Genomic DNA, 19126 nt, shown 5'->3' on the forward strand with positions numbered 1-19126 from the left:
TTAGTTGTATCATAAATTAAGCTTACCATGTCAAACACAAGTACAGGCCATATAAAAGTTAAAAGCATCCAAGACACTGCAGCACCATATGGCTTGTACACGACATACATAACCCAGAGTGACAAAGAACTGAAAGGATCTGTCTTAGTTCTTCACGGCATGCAAGAACATAGTGGAAGGTATATACAATTTGCAGAATACCTCGCCTCTGTTGGATTCGCCGTCTTGCTTTATGACCATATAGGTCATGGCAATACCGCTACCGATGATACCGCACAGGGTTACTTCCAACAAGAAAGACCGCAGGAGAGATTAATTAATGATGCTATAGCGCTACATCACTATTTAAAGGACAAACACCCCGATCATCCGCATTTTATCATCGGACACTCCATGGGCTCCTTTATTACCCGATGTGTATTACAACGAATAGGAAACGAATTTGATGGAAGTATATGGATCGGTACCGGAGCCAAAACACCAGGAGCCGAAGCTTTTAGGGCGCTCCTAGCTTTACTCCAGAAAATAAGTCCTAGAAAACGGAGCAAACTGATCAATGGTATCTTCAGCAAAATGAACAATACAAAATTTCGGCATGAACCCGACTTTGATGATACCAGTTGGCTGAGTCTAAGTAAAACAAATAGGAAGCGTTTCCAAGAAGATCCACTTTGTGGCATCCCTTTTACCAACAACGCCTTCTATACCCTCCTGACCATACTGTTGACAGCAACAAAAAAAGGATGGCAGCATTCCATCCCAAAAAGTCTTCCGATTCTCTTAGTCAGCGGGCAAGATGACCCAATTGGTGGCTTTTCCAAGGGAATAGAAAAAACAGAAAAACAACTTAAAGAAAGCGGCTTCCAAGAGGTAGATATCATTACTTATCCAAAGAAAAGACATGAAATCCTGCAGGAAGAAAACAGCATAGAGGTTTTTGAAGCTATCGCACAATGGTTATTGTCCCATGCCAAATTACACCTGATCCAATAACTTTTCAAAAGCTTTACGTTGCGCCCCGCCCCGAAAGTACACCTCACCACAATATACATACCCCAATTTATCAAACACCCGTAACATGCCTGCGTTATCGTAATTTGTGTCTACTTTAATACTTAATCGATCCTGGGATAAACTAACTTTTTCAGCCTCCAGCATCATCCAGGTTCCCAGTCCCTTTATTACATCACGCTGCGAAACAGCTAGCCGGTGTATCACGGTATATGGACGCTCTGTAAGCCACTTACCAGTCAGCGCCTCGTAGGCAGGCTCGACAGCACCGATTACTGCGATATAAGCCACTATGGGCCCTTCTATGCGCTCAGCTACAAATCCATACCCCTTTTCAACATCTTCCATTATGACTTCCCGATTGGGATAACCATCCTGCCATTGATCCGACCCATCGTTACGGCGCTTCGCTATCGCCTCCTCTAGTACTGCCCAGACAGCATCCACATCCGAAATGGTAGCCTTACGAAAAATAATACCTGAGAACATATCTTTATATCTATGCTAGGCTTTTTCAGCCTTTTTAACCTTATTAATTTTAAATTGTAAAAGTACGATGGAGGCGACTAAAGAAACACCACCGATCCACACCAATCCCCATACAGGCCCTTTTATAAGATCTGCTGTTCCCTGCTCTATAATCATCGTTCTAAAGATCTGAAGGTAATGGGTAAGCGGAATCAATTTAGACAACCAGACAATCCAATCCGGCATCTGGCTCAATGGCCAGGTAAAACCACTTAATATAAACGAGGGAGTAGCAATAACCATCAATATCTCCGTAGCCTTCAACTGGCTTGGAATAGCAATACTGACCAATATCCCCAAGAAAGCAACAGCAAGCAAAAACAGAAAAGAAGCCCCAAAAAACGCAAATCCTTCAACATGTAAAGGCATCCTATAAAAAACAGAATAACCGTAGTACAAACCATAAATTAAAAAGGACATCAGCACATAGGGAGTAATCTTAACCAGAATCAGCACAAAGACGTTGGAAGTCTTCCCCACAAGCTCACGGAAAGTATTGTTTTCGAATTCAGACGCAAAGCTCAAGGCCAGTCCCAACATCATCACCTGCTGCAGAACAGTCAGCAAAACACCCGGCAGCATAAAGTACAAGTAATTACCACTCCGTATATTCTGTTTCACAATAGTCGTCTTAAAAGGCTCATACTGTTGTTCGGCGACGTAAGCAGGAACACCTTTCTTCTCCTGAGATTTGATTTGTATACCCGCTTTCATGGTCCCTGCACACACATTGACCGCCATCATAGCATAATTTGATGTCAACGTATTAGAAGCATTGACAAATAACGTCAACTCTGTACTGCGGTTATAATTAACATCTGATGAAAAATTCTTCGGAATATGAACAACCACAGTAGCCTCTTTCTCCAATGCAGCCTCTTTGGCGCCAAAAGGATCAGCCATCAGTTCGGCAACATAGATCACCTCATTCTCATTGAACATATCAATAAGTTGCCTAGACAAAGGACTACGATCCTCGTCCACCACTATAATCGGCAGATGCGTCACCTTACCTTTCTTATACACCCCTCCTACAAGAACACCATACATAACAGGGGCTCCTAAAAAAAGAATGAGTAAAACCTTATTCTGATAGAATAAAGCGAACTCTCTCTTAATCAAACTCCAAAAGTTACCCATAATTACTTCTCGTCTTTAACGATAAATGTCGCTTTAGTTAACAATTCTTTATCATCCGTAGCACTTGTAGGACGCAAACGCACTTCAAATAAAGTCTCCTGTTGTTCAAAGTCAGGATATGCTGTACTAATACTCGCATAATTACTCAATGATTTGATAGTCTCTACCCGTGCACTCAATGTTTTATTTTCTAAGTAAGGAATAGCCAATGTCTTTACAGCTCCCTTCTGAAAATCCTTAATACGGCTTTCTGGGATTGTAACCCTAAAGTAAGCGCCATCCGATACATAGCCAGAAGCTAAGCTATATCCTGCCAAAGCCAGCTCTCCAACCTTGAGGTTGATCGTTTCGATAGACATATCTTGAGGAGCAATCACATAACGCTCCTTTGCTGCGACATTGACCTCCGAAACTGCTCCTATCGCGCGCTCCTTCTGTCCTAATGCCATTTTCTGCTGCTCAATACGAGCACCATTCTTAACATCAGCCAACTCGGCCTGAGCGGCCAAATATTGATTTTTGGCACCTTGGTATTTAGCGTATATCTCGTCATATTTTTGCTGTGCAACCAAAGAATCACGAAGTAGATTTTTCATCCGGTCAAGAGACTTCTGTGCAAAATCATATTGCTCTTTCAGTCCCGCTACCTTAGCATTTAGCTGTGTCAACTGTCCGTCCGTTGCCCCCTTTACCGCCATTTCATACTGCGCTTGAGCTGCCTCGAGAGCACCCTGCGCCTGTACGGATTTTGCATCGACCTCAGGCAGCTCCAAAACAATCAGAGTATCACCTTTATGCACCAATTGCCCCTCTTCGACTAGAATCCGATGGATTTTACCGGGTATCTTTGTGGTTACCGAAATCTGATCCCGCTCGATTTTTCCTTCTAGAGCCTTCTGCTGCTTCGCATCTTTGTTTGAACACCCCTGGACCAATAATGCGACAAAAGCTATATAAAATGTGTTTTTCATTATTATTAATTATTTATAACGATGCTGACTATCGTATTAACAGGTTGCTCTTCTTTTTTCTAAACCGTAATAAGACTGTATCATCTCTTTTTGTTTATTCTATCTATATATTCTTAAAGCCGATCCTAACGGACAGACACGAAATCCGTACCTATCTTGTAATCGTATCGTAAAGGTTTCCATTAGCCTTCAACAACTCCGTTACCGCATTACGCTGATTCAGAATCTGACTATAATAACCCAAGGATTGTTTATAAAACTCATTCTCTGCCTCCAAGCGCTCAGTCACATCACTCAACCCCTCCTCAAACTGACGCGAAGCCAAATGCAGGTTATTCTTAGCGATTGCTACCTGTTGCTGATTCACACCAATTTTCTTAAGTCCCAGCTCATAGTCAGCACGTGTCTTACGTTGCAATAGGCTTAGCTTTTCCTTTGTATCTTCCAATTTATTCTCATTGATCTGAATGTCCAGCTTAGCACGTTCGATAGCACTCTTATGCGTCTTACCTTCGAAAACATTCCACTTCATACCAATCCCTACAGCGTAATTTGGAGCCAACTGCAAATGGTTCGTCTTCATTTTTACATCGCCTACCTGCCCAATATCCTTCAATGTAAAATGAGAATCAAAAGCATTCAGATAAGAAACACTACCAAAAGCAAAGACTAGTGGTAACTTTCCACCTTTTTCTTTCTTCAATGCAAAGTCATAAGCTTTTTGTGAAGCCTCAAGAGCCTGCAACTCTTTACGGTTCATTACCGTAGCTTCATCCAAGGCGAGCACAATCTCGGATAATGGGTATACAACAGTCTCCAATTCAGCTTTATCCAGTCCAGTCAGTTCTTGCAATTTATAATACAACAACTCGCGGTTACTTTCGACTTCCGCTTTTTTATTTTCCAATTCCAGCATCGCTAACTTCAGCTTATCCCGATCATAAGGAATAGCTAATCCATTATCAATGGCCTTGACAACCTTCTGATGCTCTTTATTCAATCGCTTTTCAGAATCCGCAATAAGCACATCTACCTCACGCAATAGCATCAATTGATCGAAAGAGAACAACACCTCTTGTGCAATTTGATCACGTCCTGCCTCTTGCATCAGCGACTGGGCGATAAATTTCTGTTCTAATGCCTTTTGCCCGTTCGTAATCTGCAAACCGCTAAAAATAACCTGCTTAGCAGTCACACCTGCCAGTGCTACCTGTGTAGACAGGTTCGATCTTTGCGATCCCTCAAACAGATTAAAACCAGTAATAGGAAGATGATGTGTTGGCAAATCTAGATCAACACTGCTGTTAAGATAACCATATCCACCATGCAGGGATACTGTTGGAAGAAACTTACCTTTTACTTCCTCCCGCTCCAAAGCTACTTTTTGGTTTTCCAGATAAGCATTTTGCATCCCCTTATTATGCCTTACAGCCTGTTCAACAGGTGCCTTAAAACTGGTCAACTGCTCCTGTGCCAGCAAACTCCCGGAGATACTGCTTCCTAAAGAAAAGAAGAAAAAAAGACAACAATACCTATATTTCATACTAATTTAATTTCATACTATTTTTATAAACAAGACAAAACTACGTCTAAATTGTTATTAAAAATTTAAGATATCTTAAAAAAATCACTTCAAACCACGTATAACCGAAAGAGTCTGCTGCGAAACGCCTAAAAAAGAAGCAATATGTCCCAATGTAGCCTTCTGAAAAAGAGCCGGATTCTCGGCGATTAGCGACTGATAACGTTCGCTAGCGGTTTCAAACTGCATATTATAAAAACGTTTCGAAAAATTGATTAAAGAATCCAACAGAATCCGTTGTATAATACGGTTCATCGTAATGTCCGTTGCTGCTAGATCTTGTATCGCGGAAAATGGAACCCGAGTAATACAGGTCTCGCTAAGCGCTTGAAACCCGAAAACCGAAGGCTTATCATAATAAAGGCTCTCTATACCGGTACCAAAAGTATCAGGACCGAAAAAATAATGTGTTATATCTTTCTTCCCCTTATTATAGTAAATCCGTGTAAAACCACTCTCTACAAAATAAACATGCTTTAAATAACTTCCTGGAGAAAAAATAACCGCTCCTTTATCATATTTTTTCGTCTCTGACATCGCCGTAAATACAAATTCAATTTCATCATTTATAGGGTATAGACTTTTTAAATAGTCAATAATTCTCATAGTTTATCTTTAAACATAGCCATCGGCCAATCCAATTTGAATATATCTATTTTAACACGAAATACACAAGTCTTACGCAAAAGAAATTTAAAAGTATAAAATCAGAGAGTATATTAACAACATGAAAAAACATTTTTTTATACCCATATAATAATAGAAAGAAAAATATTTCTATCTTTGCACTTCCGTAAGTACGGAAAGTTTAAATTAACATAATTATTTAAAAAAAATGCAACAGTACGAATCTGTAATCATTCTTACCCCGTTGCTTTCAGAAGATGCTGCGAAAGAAACAATCGCAAAATTCAAAAGCATTCTTACAGAAGGCGGAGCCGAAATTATCGCTGAAGATAATTGGGGTTTGAAAAAATTAGCGTATCCAATCCAGAAAAAAACAACTGGATTCTATCACTTAACTGAATTCAAGGCTCCAGGTGAATTAATTAAAAAATTAGAGCTTGAATACAAGCGCGATGAGCGTGTGATGCGCTTTTTAACTATCGCTTTAGATAAGCACGCTGTTGCTTATAGCGAGAAAAAACGCAGCGGTGCATTCAACAAGAAAGCTGAAACTAAAACTGAGGAGGTAGCAAACTAATGTCAAAAGAGAACATTCAATACGTGACAGCTCCTAAAGTAGAGGACAACCGTAAAAAATACTGTCGTTTCAAGAAAAACGGTATTAAGTACATCGACTACAAAGACGCAAACTTCTTAATGAAATTTGTTAACGATCAAGGTAAAATCTTACCTCGTCGTCTTACTGGTACATCATTGAAATTCCAACGTAAAGTAGCGCAAGCGGTGAAACGTGCACGTATCATCGGACTTATGCCTTACGTAGCTGATTCATTAAAATAAGGAGGATACGATAAATGGAAATTATATTAAAACAAGATGTTAAACACCTTGGTGAAAAAGACGATATCGTAGTAGTAAAACCTGGCTTCGGACGTAACTACTTAATCCCTCAAGGCTTCGCTATTTTAGCGACATCATCAGCAAAAAAAGTATTGGCTGAGAATATCAAACAAGCTCAGTTCAAGCAAGATAAAATCAAGAAAGACGCTACAGAGTTAGCAACTAAATTAGAAAACGTTAAGCTTTCTATTGGTGCTAAAGCTGGTGAAACAGGAAAAATCTTTGGTAAAGTAAACAGCATTCAAATTGCAGATGCATTGAAAGCACAAGGTTACGAAGTAGATCGTCGCCGTATTACTTTCGAAGTAGAACCTAAAACACTTGGTGAATACGTAGCTAACTTAAACTTACACAAAGAAGTTAAAGTACAAGTTCCTTTCGAAGTAGTAGCTGAATAAGCAATACATTGATTAAAAATATAGAGGAGATAATTTTCATTATCTCCTCTTTTTTTATATCAGATCACCGCTAATCGCTCTTGGCAAAAATACAACCACGGCTCCAAGACTAGCAGATAAAGAAAGTTTTCATTATTTTTGGCCAGAACACAAAACACATATCTAATATGAGACCAAAAACAATCATTATTGCAATCCTATTAGCAATTGTTGCCCTTATCTTATTTAATAATAAAGAAGAAAGCACCTTTTGGTTTTTTGGAGAAATTAGAACTTCCAAACTGATCATACTCGCAACATTTTATATACTGGGAATCATTACAGGTGGTATCCTATTTAGACGTCGTAAAAAACATCCAAAAGAATATGCCGTGACAAACCCTAATCCGCCCATAACAGAAACCATAGAATCAAATAACTCTATATCTTCACCATATGCACCTAATGCCCTAAGTGACGAAGATCGTGAGTTTATTAGAAGAGACTAAAAAAACATGCAGGAACTTGCTTTATTATTCGATATGGATGGTGTAATAGCACATACCAACCCCTATCATTCAAAAGCCTTTGAGGCTTTCTTTGACAAATACAAAATACCCTACAGCCTTGCAGAGTTTGAAGAACATATGTATGGAAAACATAATTCATACATCATGTCTCATTTTTTCAAGAGACCTATTGCTGGAGATGAGTTGCTACAGCTAGAGCAAGAAAAAGAAGAAATGTTTAGACAGGTATATGCACAACATGTCGAGGGAATCCCTGGATACGTAAATTTTCTAAAAAAAATAAAGCAAGCAGGGATTAAGACAGGAGTAGCCACTTCGGCACCCCGTGCCAATATGGACCTTATTATCGATGGTTTAGAAATACGGAACATGCTGGACTCCTTTATGTCCAGCGAGAATGTTAGCCAACATAAACCAAACCCAGAGGTCTACATAAAATCAGCGGTAAACCTCCAAATACCTTACCATAGGTGTATCGTATTCGAAGACTCTTTCTCCGGAATCACAGCTGCAATCAATGCCAATATGAAAGTTGTAGGCGTATTGAGTTCTCACACTAAAAGTGAACTTCCTCCCTGTGATTTGTACATCGAAGATTATACGGAAATAGAACTCAACAGCCTCTTTAATCTTATAGATTAACTAAAAAACTACTTATCTTTGTCTGTGATGAATGTTCAAAATATACTAGAGCGTGCGCTCCAATTTGACTTCCTTTCCAAGGAAGAAGGCATCTTTCTATATCAGAATGCTGCGACCGCCCAACTCGCACATGTGGCCAACATCTTGAGAAAAAAACAAGTTCCACATGGCAAAGTAACATGGCAAATTGACAGAAATGTAAATACAACAAATGTCTGTATAGCAAACTGTAAATTTTGTAATTTCTTCAGAAGGCCGGGACACGAAGACAGTTATATCACAGACATTGAAACGTATAAAACAAAAATAGAGGAAACCTTCAAATATGGCGGGGATCAGCTCCTTTTACAAGGCGGTCACCACCCAGATTTAGGAATCGAGTTTTATCGAGACCTATTTCAAAAACTAAAAGAACTATATCCTACACTAAAGCTACACTCTTTAGGCCCTCCCGAAATAGCGCATATCTCAAAACTAGAGGGTATGTCTCATATTGATGTCCTTACCATACTAAAAGAAGCAGGTTTAGACTCACTACCCGGTGCCGGTGCAGAAATACTCAACGACCGCGTGAGGAGATTGATCTCTAAGGGAAAATGCGGAGGACAGGAATGGCTCGATGTAATGCGTGCAGCCCATAAGATCAACCTACCAACATCAGCTACAATGATGTTTGGCCATATCGAGACGATCGAAGAACGCTTTGAACACCTCGTATGGATCCGAGAAGTACAGAGTGAAAAGCCAAAAGATAGCCACGGTTTTATAGCCTTCATCCCTTGGCCTTTTCAAGATGATGGTACACTGTTAAAAAGATTAAGAGGAATTGCCAATAATGTGACATCAGATGAGTATATCAGAATGATTGCATTGAGTAGAATAATGCTTCCAAACATAAAAAATATACAAGCCTCTTGGCTTACTGTCGGCAAACCAACAGCACAAGTATGTTTGCACAGCGGTGCCAACGACTTTGGCTCTATCATGATCGAAGAAAATGTGGTCTCTGCAGCAGGAGCCCCTCACCGCTTCACATCTAAATCAATTCAAGATGCGATTAAAGAAGCTGGATTTGAACCACAATTACGTACACAGACATACCAGTTTAGAGAGATTCCAGAATCTATGGTCGAACAAGTAATCAATTATTGATGAAAGATATTATGCTCAACATTGAAGCATTAATTTTTGCTTCAGAAGAAGGTATTTCAGCAATTGAAATCAAGAATGTACTCCACGAAGCGCTATTGATAGAGATTAATAAAGATGAAGTGCTGACTTTCCTGGATAAAATAAAGGTGAAATATGAAAACGAAGACTCCATATTCTCCTTATCCCCGATAAACAATAAATACCAATTTCTGACGAAGGTAATATATCACGATGCGATTAATCAACTGCAAGCACACAGGGACCGTAAAAAACTAAGTCAAGCAGGACTGGAAACCTTGTCTATCATCGCCTACAGACAACCTATTACCAAGCTCGAAGTGGAACAGATTCGAGGGGTAAACTGTGATTATTCAATACAACGTCTATTAGAAAAAGACCTGATAAAAATTGTTGGAAAGGCAGAAACAATAGGCAAGCCCCTATTGTATGCAACGAGTGATCAGTTCATGAATCACTTTGGCATCAATTCTGTGAAAGACCTTCCTCAACTTAAGGATATTATCAACGAAGAAAATAGCATCGGCGAGATTATAGAATAAGGCAAAACCAAAACAACAAAACAAAACACTGATAATCAGCCGCATATTTTTAAAAAAAAGTTTTAAGTTTTGATTTTCTTATCTAATTTTACGCTAGAATTAATAACAGAAAGAATTAGCTTACTATGATGAACGAGAGTGTCGAAAAGTTTGAAATTGAAGAGGAATTAATCAATTTTAATGGTCCAGAGGACGATTCTGATGACTTTGATGATGATGATTTCGGATTAGAAATTGACTCTATAGGTGGGTTTGACGATTTTGATGATGAGGATGAAGATGATTTCTAAATCTCCGTTATAAAGATAGTCCACCTATACAGAAAAAGCGATTTTAAAAATCGCCTTTTCTATTTTTGGTGTAGTTGCTCGTACAGATCTATAACTTTCTTTTGCAAATCTATAACTTCAATTTCTCGAAGTTGCAACTTCCTTCCCAACTCATTCATTTCATCTATCCGATCCTTATCATCATCTGTATCAGAGGTAGACAATAGCTGAACTAACGACAGTCCAAATAATTTAGAAATCTGATTCAAACGTGATAAATTCACATCTGTGATACCAGTTTCAATTTTCGAAAAAGCAGGAATAGATATATCTAACCGCTTTGCAACATCTTCTTGGCTCCAGCCTTTCTGATGTCTTAATAATCTAATTTTCTTTCCTAAAGCATTCATTTGGTAAATGTTAATGTTTTACCTCAAAAGTAAAAATAAATTGTTAAAATAAAAAGAAAATCAAAAACAGTTTAGTCTATTTTCGTTAAAAATTTATCCGCAAACTTGAGCATATTAATACCACTGTAATTACTTGAACTCATAAACAACATATTATACCCTTGACTATCAAACACTTCCAAAAAACCATACAAATCAACAGTGTCAGTTATCACCAGTAAATTTGGATGGTTAAACACCTTTACAATTTTATCAACAATATTATCTAAAACTACATTTTTTTCTTTTATACTGCTTTTATTGATGAAAACAACCGAAGTATCCGACTCCATCATACTTCTATCATACTGTTCCATTTTATCCCCTTCTATTACATCATAGGGATTTAACTCAATAATAGTCAATAATTTAAAAGAAGAAAACTGTTCTTTAATAGCGTGTATACTGGATTTCAACTTAGTAGGCGTATGGGCAAAGTCTTGATAGACCACACTCCCATCGGCACTGGCTACAAATTCCAGATAACGAATGGAACTCTTAAAATCTCTTATCGCCCGATAAAAATCATCTCGCTTTATACCCAACCATTCACACACGGTATATGCACCAGCAATATTCGATAGATTTTGTTTACCTATGATTTGCAAAGGAATCTCCTCTTCTCCAACCTGTAGGTAAGTCACCCCTTTATTAATCGTATAATTGGGCAATCGATACCCATGTCGATTGATCTTACAATCCTTGGTCTCTCCTACGATTTTCACCACATTATTATCTTCCTTATTATAGATCAATGTCCCTTTGGGAACAATCGTATCGATAAAAGTTTCAAATTGATGCAGATACTCTTCCTCCGTCATTAACATCTTAAAATTATCCCATTGAATATTACTGATCAAAGCAATATTGGGATGATAATAATGAAACTTCGAATGGGAATCGATAGAAGAAGCATAGAATTCGTCTCCCTCAATAAGCATTATTGGCGCACTTGAGGTCAGCTTAATTAAAGAGTCAAAGCCCTCCAATTTCGCTCCCACAAGATAGTCAAAATCTCGACCTAAATACTTTAACACATGCATGACCATACTCGTAATAGTAGTCTTGCCGTACGTACCGGCAATAACTACCCGAGTCTTATCAATACTGTGCTCATACACAAACTCCGGAAATGAATAAATCTTAACACCTAACTCTTGTGCCTTTGCCAATTCAACATTATCTGCTGAAGCATGTTTACCCAAAATCACGGCATCAATATCAGAGGTAATCCGGTCTCCATCCCAACCAATTTTTGCAGGCAATAAACCAGCCTCTTGAAGTCGAGATTTGGAAGGTTCCACAATCTGATCATCAGAACCAGTCACCTGATGTCCTAACTTAGCTAAACTAATAGCCAAATTATGCATCACACTACCTCCAATAGCTATAAAATGTATCCGCATGATTATCCTTTAACAAACTTGGCCGCGCACCAACTATCCATTAATTTCATCTCTTGAAAAGAAAAGCCGATAGTATCACATTTATCCCTTAAGATGTTGAGGTCGTCTCCCTCATAAAAACCACTTAGGTACAACTGCCCCCCCATTTCCAAAACACTCGCATAAGTATCCAATTGGTCTAACAAAATATTCCTATTAATGTTTGCCAATATCACATCGTACTTTTCACCTACAATAACATCCTTAGAACCTAAGCGACTTTCTAAATTTGTGATGTTGTTGAGTTGCTTATTCTCTTCTACACTGTCTACACAAATAGGATCATAGTCGACCGCTACCAAAGAAGCAGCGCCACGCTTGGCAGCCAGAATAGCCAAAATACCAGTACCACAGCCCATGTCCAATACTCGCTTGCCTTCAAAATCATTGGCCAAAACAAAAGAAAGCATCATCGAAGTAGTTTGATGATGCCCTGTACCAAAAGACATCTTAGGATCAATGACAATCTCGTAATCGTAAGCAGGCTTAGCCTCATGAAAAGTAGCCCGAACATAACAAGCATCATCAACCAAAATTGGATTGAAATTACTTTCCCAAAGGGTATTCCAATTCTGTTCTTCGATGTCGTTTACCGTGTAATCCAGCTGATAATCCGATACCTGTACCAACAGCAAAGTCTCTAGCGCTTGGATATCCAAATTCGAACTCGGAATATAGCCTACAAAACCATCTTCGTTATCCTCAAAGGTATCAAAACCAATATCTCCAAGCTCTGCAATAAGCAAATCTTTCTGCCACTCCTCAATGTCGGCACTTACAAAATTAACAGCTGTATATTTCATTATTTTAGTTAAATACTTTCACAATTTCCAAGAAATCTCTCGACTTCAAAGAAGCACCTCCAATCAACCCTCCATCAATATCCTTTTGAGCAAATAAAGTAGATGCATTAGAAGGATTTGCACTCCCCCCGTAAAGAATAGTAGTCGCATCCGCAACCTCGGCACCATACTGTTGTGCAATAGTCTCACGAATAAAAGCATGCACCTCCTGCGCCTCTTCTGGCGAAGCAGTCAACCCTGTTCCAATAGCCCAAACGGGTTCATAAGCAAGAACAACAGATGCAAAGTCGTCTTGACCTAAATGGAAAACGCCAGCTTCCAATTGCGTTTTTATAACATCAAAGAAACGACCAGATTCACGCTCCTCTTTTGTCTCTCCAATACAAAAAATAGGCTTCAAGCCATGTTTCAATGCAGCATTTAACTTCTCGGCAAGAAGAGCATCTGTCTCCCCAAAATAAGCTCTACGCTCCGAATGTCCTAAGATAACATATTGAGCACCTACGGATTTAACCTGAGAAGCTGAAACTTCGCCCGTATAAGCACCTGACTCCGCTTGGTGAATATTCTGAGCACCAATATGCACATTAGGGACTGAAGCACTTAATTTAGCAATAGAAGAAAGATGGATAAATGGACTGCAAACCACAACCTCTTGATTACCGATTACCTCATCCTTAACCATATTCACAATCTCCGAAAAAAGGCTAACCCCTTCTTCGTAACCAAGATTCATTTTCCAATTTCCTGCTACAATGTTTTTACGCATGATAATATATGTTTAGTGTTGATTAATTTTAGTTATATCTTGTACCCTTCTGGTATAGAAAGGAAAAAACAGCTTCATCCTCCTCTGTAAATAATTCTTGCTTCAAAACTGATTTACGCTGCATCATAGCGAGAAAACGATCTAAAATATACCTCTCCTCCCCGTTATCTGTCAACCAGCTAAAATCTCGTACAAATTTCGGAATAAAATTCGACATTGCAATCTGACAACCTACCCCAATTACCGTTCCCGTATTAATTTTTGAGTTAATCCCCAACATCACCTGATCTCCCATAATCAATCCACACTTTTGCATTCTCGTATCCCGCATTTTCTTCGTAGAATAGTCATAAAGATATACACTCTTCCAATCATTCCGTAGATTAGAATTACTACTGCCAGCACCAATATTGCATCCTTCTCCCAGCACAGCACATCCAAGATACCCCAAATGCCCCTTAGCCGAATTACCCCAGATTACCGTATTATTAATCTCGCCACATACGGTACTATACGGCCCAATACTAACGTTTGGGTAAAGTACCGTTCCGCTCTTTATCCGACACCCTGAACCAATAGAAACTGGGCCATACACGACCACACCGGCTTCCAACACGGCATCTGGTCCAATATAAATAGGTCCTTTACTGGAGTCCAGCATACATTGGCCCAACACGGCCGATTCGGCAATATAAAAAGCAGATCCAACAAACGAATGATTAATATAATCCGATGCAGCAGAAACATGACTGTCGATATAAGCTAAATCAAAAACAATCTGGTCAGCATTGTATAGGTAAATATCTTCTGGATATATTAGTCGCTGGTTTTCCTGAACAGAAGTAACCGCTAGCGCACGTGCTAAACATCCGTCATCAAAATCATCTACGCTAGACAGACGAATCGCAATCCATTCTCCTGTAGCAGAAACCAGTTTCTGCCCGACCTCAAGTTTACCTAGTTCACCAATTAATCCTGCATTCGGCAAAATCGAACCATCAATAACCAGCACATCTCCTTCACTACGAACTGCTAACGGAAACTTCTCCTGCAGATAATCCTTCGTAACATAACCAACATCAACGCCAAAGATAGCCTGCCATTTCTGGTCAATAGTAAATATGCCAACGCGCAGATTGCCCGTAGGACGGGTCGCAGTCAAAGGCATCAATTGCTCACGAAAGGAATAATCGTCAAATAATAGGACAGAAAAAGACATAACTCTAAAATACAAAAAATCCCGATAATACACTTATCGGGATTCTTTACCATGATATAATACGGTAATTATTTCTTGTTGTAACGAGTACGGAACTTATCGATACGTCCTGCTGTATCAACCAATTTCATCTTACCTGTATAGAAAGGGTGTGAAGTATGAGAAATCTCTAATTTCACCAATGGATACTCATTTCCATCTTCCCAAGTGATTGTTTCTTTTGTATCTACACATGATTTAGTTATAAAAGAATATTCATTGGACATGTCTTTAAAAACAACTAATCTGTAGTTTGATGGATGCAAATCTTTTTTCATTTTATCTTATGATTACTACTATATATTCAACAATTGAGGTGCAAAGATAATCTATTTAACAATTATTTGCAAAATAATATTTATCCACATGCTGTTAGTTTTCAACTATACAGACACAGGATTCTTTGACGACAGGCAAAAATAGCAATATTTTAAAATATAACGACATTATTCAAGCTTTTTTATCCATGTTTTTGCTATTTTTGCTGATTATTTGAAACGACCTTCATAGTCAGCTTATTAATAGCACTGCCAAAGGGTCTTTTCTACCCAGATAAGGAAACATACATTTTCAAAAAAACAACAAATGAGTATTGCATTATCCGAACAGGAACTACAACGTAGGCAAAACCTACAGAGCATCATCGACCTAGGCATCAACCCCTTCCCTGCCGATGAATTCAAGGTGAATGTCACTGCTGCAGATATATTAGAGAACTACGAACGGGATAAGATTAACTATAAGCATATTTTAATCGCCGGCCGTATCATGAGTCGTCGCATCATGGGTAATGCATCTTTTATTGAAATTCAGGACGCAACCGATCGGATCCAAGTCTACATAAAAAGAGACGACCTATGTCCCGATGAAGATAAAACATTCTACAACACCGTATTCAAAAAACTATTGGATATAGGTGACATCATCGGGATAGAAGGATTTGTATTTACCACACAAAGTGGTGAAATATCAGTCCATGCTGAAAAACTGACCATACTAACCAAGTCTCTTCGGCCACTACCGGTTGTGAAAGAAGCAGACGGCAAAACATTCGATGCTTTTACAGATCCTGAGCAACGCTACAGAATGCGCTATGTGGACCTCATCGTCAACGCTCAGAACAAAGAGATATTTGTAAAGCGCACGAAACTTTTCAGTGCTATGCGCAACTTTTTCAACGATGCAGGTTATATGGAAGTAGAAACACCGGTTCTACAAGCAATTCCGGGAGGTGCAGCAGCAAGACCCTTCATCACGCACCACAATGCTTTAGATATCCCATTGTACTTACGTATAGCCAATGAATTATATCTAAAGCGTCTAATTGTTGGTGGATTTGATGGGGTATATGAGTTTTCCAAAAACTTCAGAAACGAAGGAATGGACCGCACACACAATCCGGAATTCACTGCAATGGAAATATATGTAGCCTACAAAGACTACAATTGGATGATGGATTTTACGGAAAGACTTCTTGAGCACTGCGCTCAACAGGTCAACGGTAACACGAAAACCGTATTTGGTGAACACCAGATTGACTTCAAAGCTCCATACCCACGTGTCACCATGACTGATGCCATCAAACAGTTTACTGGTTTTGACATCACCGGAAAAACCGAAGATGAAATCCGTTTAGCTGCAAAAGGAATGGGAATCGATGTAAACGATACTATGGGCAAAGGCAAATTGATCGATGAAATCTTTGGCGAAAAATGTGAAGGCAATTTCATACAACCGACGTTTATCACAGACTACCCTGTCGAAATGTCTCCGCTTACGAAAAAACACCGCAATAACCCAGAACTTACGGAACGCTTTGAACTCATGATCTGTGGAAAAGAAGTCGCAAATGCTTACTCGGAGCTTAACGACCCTATTGATCAACGCGAACGCTTTGAAGAACAACTCCGTCTTTCAGAAAACGGGGATGACGAAGCAATGTTTATCGACCAGGATTTCTTGAGAGCATTAGAGTACGGAATGCCACCAACTTCAGGGCTCGGTATCGGAATGGATAGACTCATCATGTTCTTAACGAACAATGCATCTATACAAGAGGTTCTCTTCTTCCCGCAGATGCGTCCAGAGAAGAAAGAAACAACAGTAGAGTTAAACGCTGATGAAAAAACAGTATTAAACCTACTTTGCGAAGAGCGCAAATCTCTGACGGATATCAAAGAACAGTCAGGTTTAAGCGGCAAAAAGTGGGATAATGCGACCAAGAACTTGCGCCAAAAAGACCTGATAGACATTATCGTCGAAGGCGACAATAAATATATCACAACGAAATAAATCTTAATAAAGTCGTGCTTTTTAGAAAAGAGCACGACTTTTCTTTTACCTCCAGTTTCCCCATCTTAAAACGAAACCTTGAATAACTTGAATAATATGTCAAAGACACTTCTGTATAGCTTATTCACATTTGTCCTTCTTTTTCTTTCCAATTGCAGCCACTCTTTGGACAAAGGACAGATACTACCTTTTTCGGATGCATCAGCAGTATGGGAAAACCTTCAGCAAAAAAACGAGCTCCACGAAAAACGTATTGCACTAAAAGGATTCATCAGCCTTGACCAACTTCGGATACGAGGCAATGCGTTTCATTGCCAACTGGTAGACCACGAAGGCCACCACCTCTTGCACCTCATCTTAGAAAAAGGAAGGAAGAACTCATTAAAGCTAGATATAAAAAATACAGAAAAAGCAAATAACCTTCACTACATCGATATAGATATGCAAAACAGCTATATACTGGACAATGAAGGAAACAATATCCCACTACAACAAAACATTCTACTTTCCTTTAATATACGATACAGTAAAAACGCAGAAACCAAAAAATTTGTACAGCTACAAGTAACTGAAGACGGAAAACATGCCTTCTTCGAGGAATATGCAAAAAAAGGACAGCAATATTATCTCTTTACAGCAGACAGCCCACGTATCGATTCTCTACACCCCTAGAGACAACAAAAAAACACTCACTAACAACAACTTAAGCACCTGACTTCATATTTATTTTCATTTTTTTCACATACGTCTGTAGCTTTTAACAAAAAGGCAGCGTTATATCAAAAAAGCATAGAAAAAGATGAAAACACAAACTATTAAATTATTCTTCATTGCGCTTCTAAGTGTATCAGTCTTAAGTGGATGTCTTAAAGATAATGACAATATCAACGACCTTCCAAGAGCTTTCCTTTTGATGGTCAATGCGTATACCCCAAGCCCTTCTGTTATCCATGTAGTAGACAACAATAACCTACAATCTTGGCACGACCCGTTAAAATACAGCACATACAGACCAGCACCCGGGTACCTATATGTAGGAAATCGTAAGATTAAAACTATATCTCCAGAGAACAAAGTTCTAATCGATACCGTCTATACCTTCAAAGACAAGTCAACTTACACTTCTTTTGTATTTGGAACAGCAGAGCAACCAAAACAAATCATAACAGATGACAAGGCCATCGAAAACCTAGGTGACAAAGCAGCTTTACGCTTCTTCCATTTAGCAAATAACACACCCAAAGTCAACGTCTACTTGGACAGCAAAGAAACTCCCATCTATAGCAATAGGGAAATTGAAAGCGAATTGACCGGAGAAAATGCTAAACACGCTAATTTTACGGCACAAAAAAGCGGAAAAATCAATATTATCATCACAGATGAAAACAATAATACACTGATAGAGAAATCTAAAGACCTAGTCGCCGGACGGTATTACAGCATCATATTGACAGGCGATAAAAATTCAACAGAAAAACCGTTATACATAGGTCTTATAGAACAATAGAAAAATTCCATTTTAGTTAACACGGAGGGTATGTTCATCTGAACATACCTTCTTTTGTTTACGTTCATACCGAAGATCACCCAATAGCACGAACAAAAAAAAGGATCCTCATTGAGAATCCTTTTTTTTGTGCGCTCCAAGGGAGTCGAACCCCTAACCTTCTGATCCGTAGTCAGATGCTCTATCCAATTAAGCTAGGAGCGCGTCGACCAAAACATCAGGCTTCTTCCGTTTTGGTGATGCAAATATCAACACTTTTTTCAATATTTCAAATATTTTTATACCTTTTTTATAGACAAGACTCACTATTTTTT

At 38.8% G+C, this 19126-nt stretch carries 23 protein-coding genes and 1 tRNA gene; 12 read left to right on the forward strand and 12 right to left on the reverse strand.

The window, feature by feature from the left end; all coding sequences use genetic code 11:
* The first annotated feature begins 27 nt into the window (after window positions 1-27).
* Window positions 28-993, forward strand: coding sequence for an alpha/beta fold hydrolase (locus tag M472_RS43405; protein WP_021072249.1), 966 nt, complete (start codon window positions 28-30; stop codon window positions 991-993).
* On the opposite strand, the gene M472_RS43410 is transcribed toward M472_RS43405, so the two are convergent.
* From M472_RS43410 to M472_RS43430, 5 genes are all read right to left on the reverse strand, one after another.
* Window positions 976-1500 carry a GNAT family N-acetyltransferase gene (locus tag M472_RS43410; protein ID WP_021072250.1) on the reverse strand — a complete coding sequence of 175 codons (525 nt, stop codon included), beginning with the start codon at window positions 1498-1500 and terminating at the stop codon, window positions 976-978. The two genes, M472_RS43405 and M472_RS43410, sit on opposite strands and share 18 nt — an antisense overlap.
* Window positions 1501-1515: 15 nt before the next feature.
* Window positions 1516-2679: an ABC transporter permease gene (locus M472_RS43415; protein ID WP_021072251.1), complete on the reverse strand. Its 1164-nt coding sequence runs from the start codon at window positions 2677-2679 to the stop codon at window positions 1516-1518.
* Window positions 2680-2681: 2 nt separating this feature from the next.
* Window positions 2682-3650 carry an HlyD family secretion protein gene (locus M472_RS43420; protein ID WP_021072252.1) on the reverse strand — a complete coding sequence of 323 codons (969 nt, stop codon included), beginning with the start codon at window positions 3648-3650 and terminating at the stop codon, window positions 2682-2684.
* A 151-nt stretch (window positions 3651-3801) separates the two neighbouring features.
* Entirely contained in the window at window positions 3802-5193 is a 1392-nt protein-coding gene (locus tag M472_RS43425; protein WP_021072253.1) for a TolC family protein, read from the reverse strand.
* 84 nt (window positions 5194-5277) lie between these two features.
* Window positions 5278-5838 carry a Crp/Fnr family transcriptional regulator gene (locus M472_RS43430; RefSeq protein ID WP_021072254.1) on the reverse strand — a complete coding sequence of 187 codons (561 nt, stop codon included), beginning with the start codon at window positions 5836-5838 and terminating at the stop codon, window positions 5278-5280.
* A 229-nt stretch (window positions 5839-6067) separates the two neighbouring features.
* Between M472_RS43430 and rpsF the strand changes: the two genes are divergently transcribed.
* The 8 genes from rpsF to M472_RS45700 all read left to right on the forward strand — a co-directional run bounded on the left by rpsF (window position 6068) and on the right by M472_RS45700 (window position 10310).
* On the forward strand, window positions 6068-6436 hold the full coding sequence (rpsF, locus tag M472_RS43435) for a 30S ribosomal protein S6 (RefSeq protein ID WP_021072255.1): 369 nt from the start codon (window positions 6068-6070) through the stop codon (window positions 6434-6436).
* A complete protein-coding gene (rpsR, locus tag M472_RS43440; RefSeq protein WP_021072256.1) occupies window positions 6436-6699 on the forward strand; it encodes a 30S ribosomal protein S18 in 264 nt (87 codons plus the stop codon). Before rpsF ends, rpsR begins: the two co-directional genes overlap by 1 nt.
* A gap of 14 nt (window positions 6700-6713) precedes the next feature.
* The gene (rplI, locus tag M472_RS43445; RefSeq protein ID WP_021072257.1) at window positions 6714-7157 is read left to right on the forward strand and encodes a 50S ribosomal protein L9; all 444 of its coding nucleotides are present in this window, start codon (window positions 6714-6716) and stop codon (window positions 7155-7157) included.
* A 167-nt stretch (window positions 7158-7324) separates the two neighbouring features.
* Window positions 7325-7645, forward strand: coding sequence for a hypothetical protein (locus tag M472_RS43450; RefSeq protein ID WP_021072258.1), 321 nt, complete (start codon window positions 7325-7327; stop codon window positions 7643-7645).
* A 6-nt stretch (window positions 7646-7651) separates the two neighbouring features.
* Entirely contained in the window at window positions 7652-8308 is a 657-nt protein-coding gene (locus tag M472_RS43455; protein WP_021072259.1) for an HAD family hydrolase, read from the forward strand.
* A 27-nt stretch (window positions 8309-8335) separates the two neighbouring features.
* Window positions 8336-9460, forward strand: coding sequence for a cyclic dehypoxanthinyl futalosine synthase (gene mqnC, locus M472_RS43460; RefSeq protein ID WP_021072260.1), 1125 nt, complete (start codon window positions 8336-8338; stop codon window positions 9458-9460).
* Complete coding sequence (scpB, locus tag M472_RS43465) at window positions 9460-10020, forward strand: SMC-Scp complex subunit ScpB (RefSeq protein WP_021072261.1); 561 nt, start codon at window positions 9460-9462, stop codon at window positions 10018-10020. The genes mqnC and scpB overlap by 1 nt, the downstream gene beginning before the upstream one ends.
* 125 nt (window positions 10021-10145) lie before the next feature.
* Window positions 10146-10310 (forward strand): hypothetical protein, encoded by a 165-nt coding sequence (locus tag M472_RS45700; RefSeq protein ID WP_021072262.1) that lies wholly within the window; start codon window positions 10146-10148, stop codon window positions 10308-10310.
* Between the two features lie 59 nt (window positions 10311-10369).
* On the opposite strand, the gene M472_RS43470 is transcribed toward M472_RS45700, so the two are convergent.
* The 6 genes from M472_RS43470 to M472_RS43495 form a co-directional block, all read right to left on the reverse strand.
* A complete protein-coding gene (locus tag M472_RS43470; protein WP_021072263.1) occupies window positions 10370-10699 on the reverse strand; it encodes a helix-turn-helix domain-containing protein in 330 nt (109 codons plus the stop codon).
* 71 nt (window positions 10700-10770) lie between these two features.
* Window positions 10771-12144 carry a Mur ligase family protein gene (locus tag M472_RS43475; protein WP_021072264.1) on the reverse strand — a complete coding sequence of 458 codons (1374 nt, stop codon included), beginning with the start codon at window positions 12142-12144 and terminating at the stop codon, window positions 10771-10773.
* A 2-nt stretch (window positions 12145-12146) separates the two neighbouring features.
* Window positions 12147-12986 carry a 50S ribosomal protein L11 methyltransferase gene (prmA, locus tag M472_RS43480; protein ID WP_021072265.1) on the reverse strand — a complete coding sequence of 280 codons (840 nt, stop codon included), beginning with the start codon at window positions 12984-12986 and terminating at the stop codon, window positions 12147-12149.
* Window positions 12987-12990: 4 nt separating this feature from the next.
* The gene (gene tpiA, locus M472_RS43485) at window positions 12991-13755 is read right to left on the reverse strand and encodes a triose-phosphate isomerase (protein WP_021072266.1); all 765 of its coding nucleotides are present in this window, start codon (window positions 13753-13755) and stop codon (window positions 12991-12993) included.
* A 28-nt stretch (window positions 13756-13783) separates the two neighbouring features.
* Window positions 13784-14974, reverse strand: coding sequence for a putative sugar nucleotidyl transferase (locus tag M472_RS43490; protein WP_021072267.1), 1191 nt, complete (start codon window positions 14972-14974; stop codon window positions 13784-13786).
* A gap of 68 nt (window positions 14975-15042) precedes the next feature.
* Complete coding sequence (locus M472_RS43495) at window positions 15043-15291, reverse strand: type B 50S ribosomal protein L31 (protein WP_021072268.1); 249 nt, start codon at window positions 15289-15291, stop codon at window positions 15043-15045.
* 307 nt (window positions 15292-15598) lie between these two features.
* On the opposite strand from M472_RS43495, the gene lysS reads away from it, so the two are divergent.
* The 3 genes from lysS to M472_RS43510 all read left to right on the forward strand — a co-directional run bounded on the left by lysS (window position 15599) and on the right by M472_RS43510 (window position 18812).
* Entirely contained in the window at window positions 15599-17305 is a 1707-nt protein-coding gene (gene lysS / locus M472_RS43500) for a lysine--tRNA ligase (RefSeq protein WP_021072269.1), read from the forward strand.
* Window positions 17306-17401: 96 nt separating this feature from the next.
* Entirely contained in the window at window positions 17402-17977 is a 576-nt protein-coding gene (locus M472_RS43505) for a hypothetical protein (RefSeq protein ID WP_144062809.1), read from the forward strand.
* Between the two features lie 127 nt (window positions 17978-18104).
* Complete coding sequence (locus M472_RS43510; RefSeq protein ID WP_021072271.1) at window positions 18105-18812, forward strand: DUF4397 domain-containing protein; 708 nt, start codon at window positions 18105-18107, stop codon at window positions 18810-18812.
* Between the two features lie 130 nt (window positions 18813-18942).
* Here M472_RS43510 and M472_RS43515 read toward each other — a convergent pair.
* Window positions 18943-19016 (reverse strand) — tRNA-Arg (locus M472_RS43515).
* Between the last annotated feature and the right edge of the window lie 110 nt (window positions 19017-19126).

This window comes from Sphingobacterium paucimobilis HER1398, assembly GCF_000416985.1.
Classification (GTDB): domain Bacteria; phylum Bacteroidota; class Bacteroidia; order Sphingobacteriales; family Sphingobacteriaceae; genus Sphingobacterium; species Sphingobacterium paucimobilis.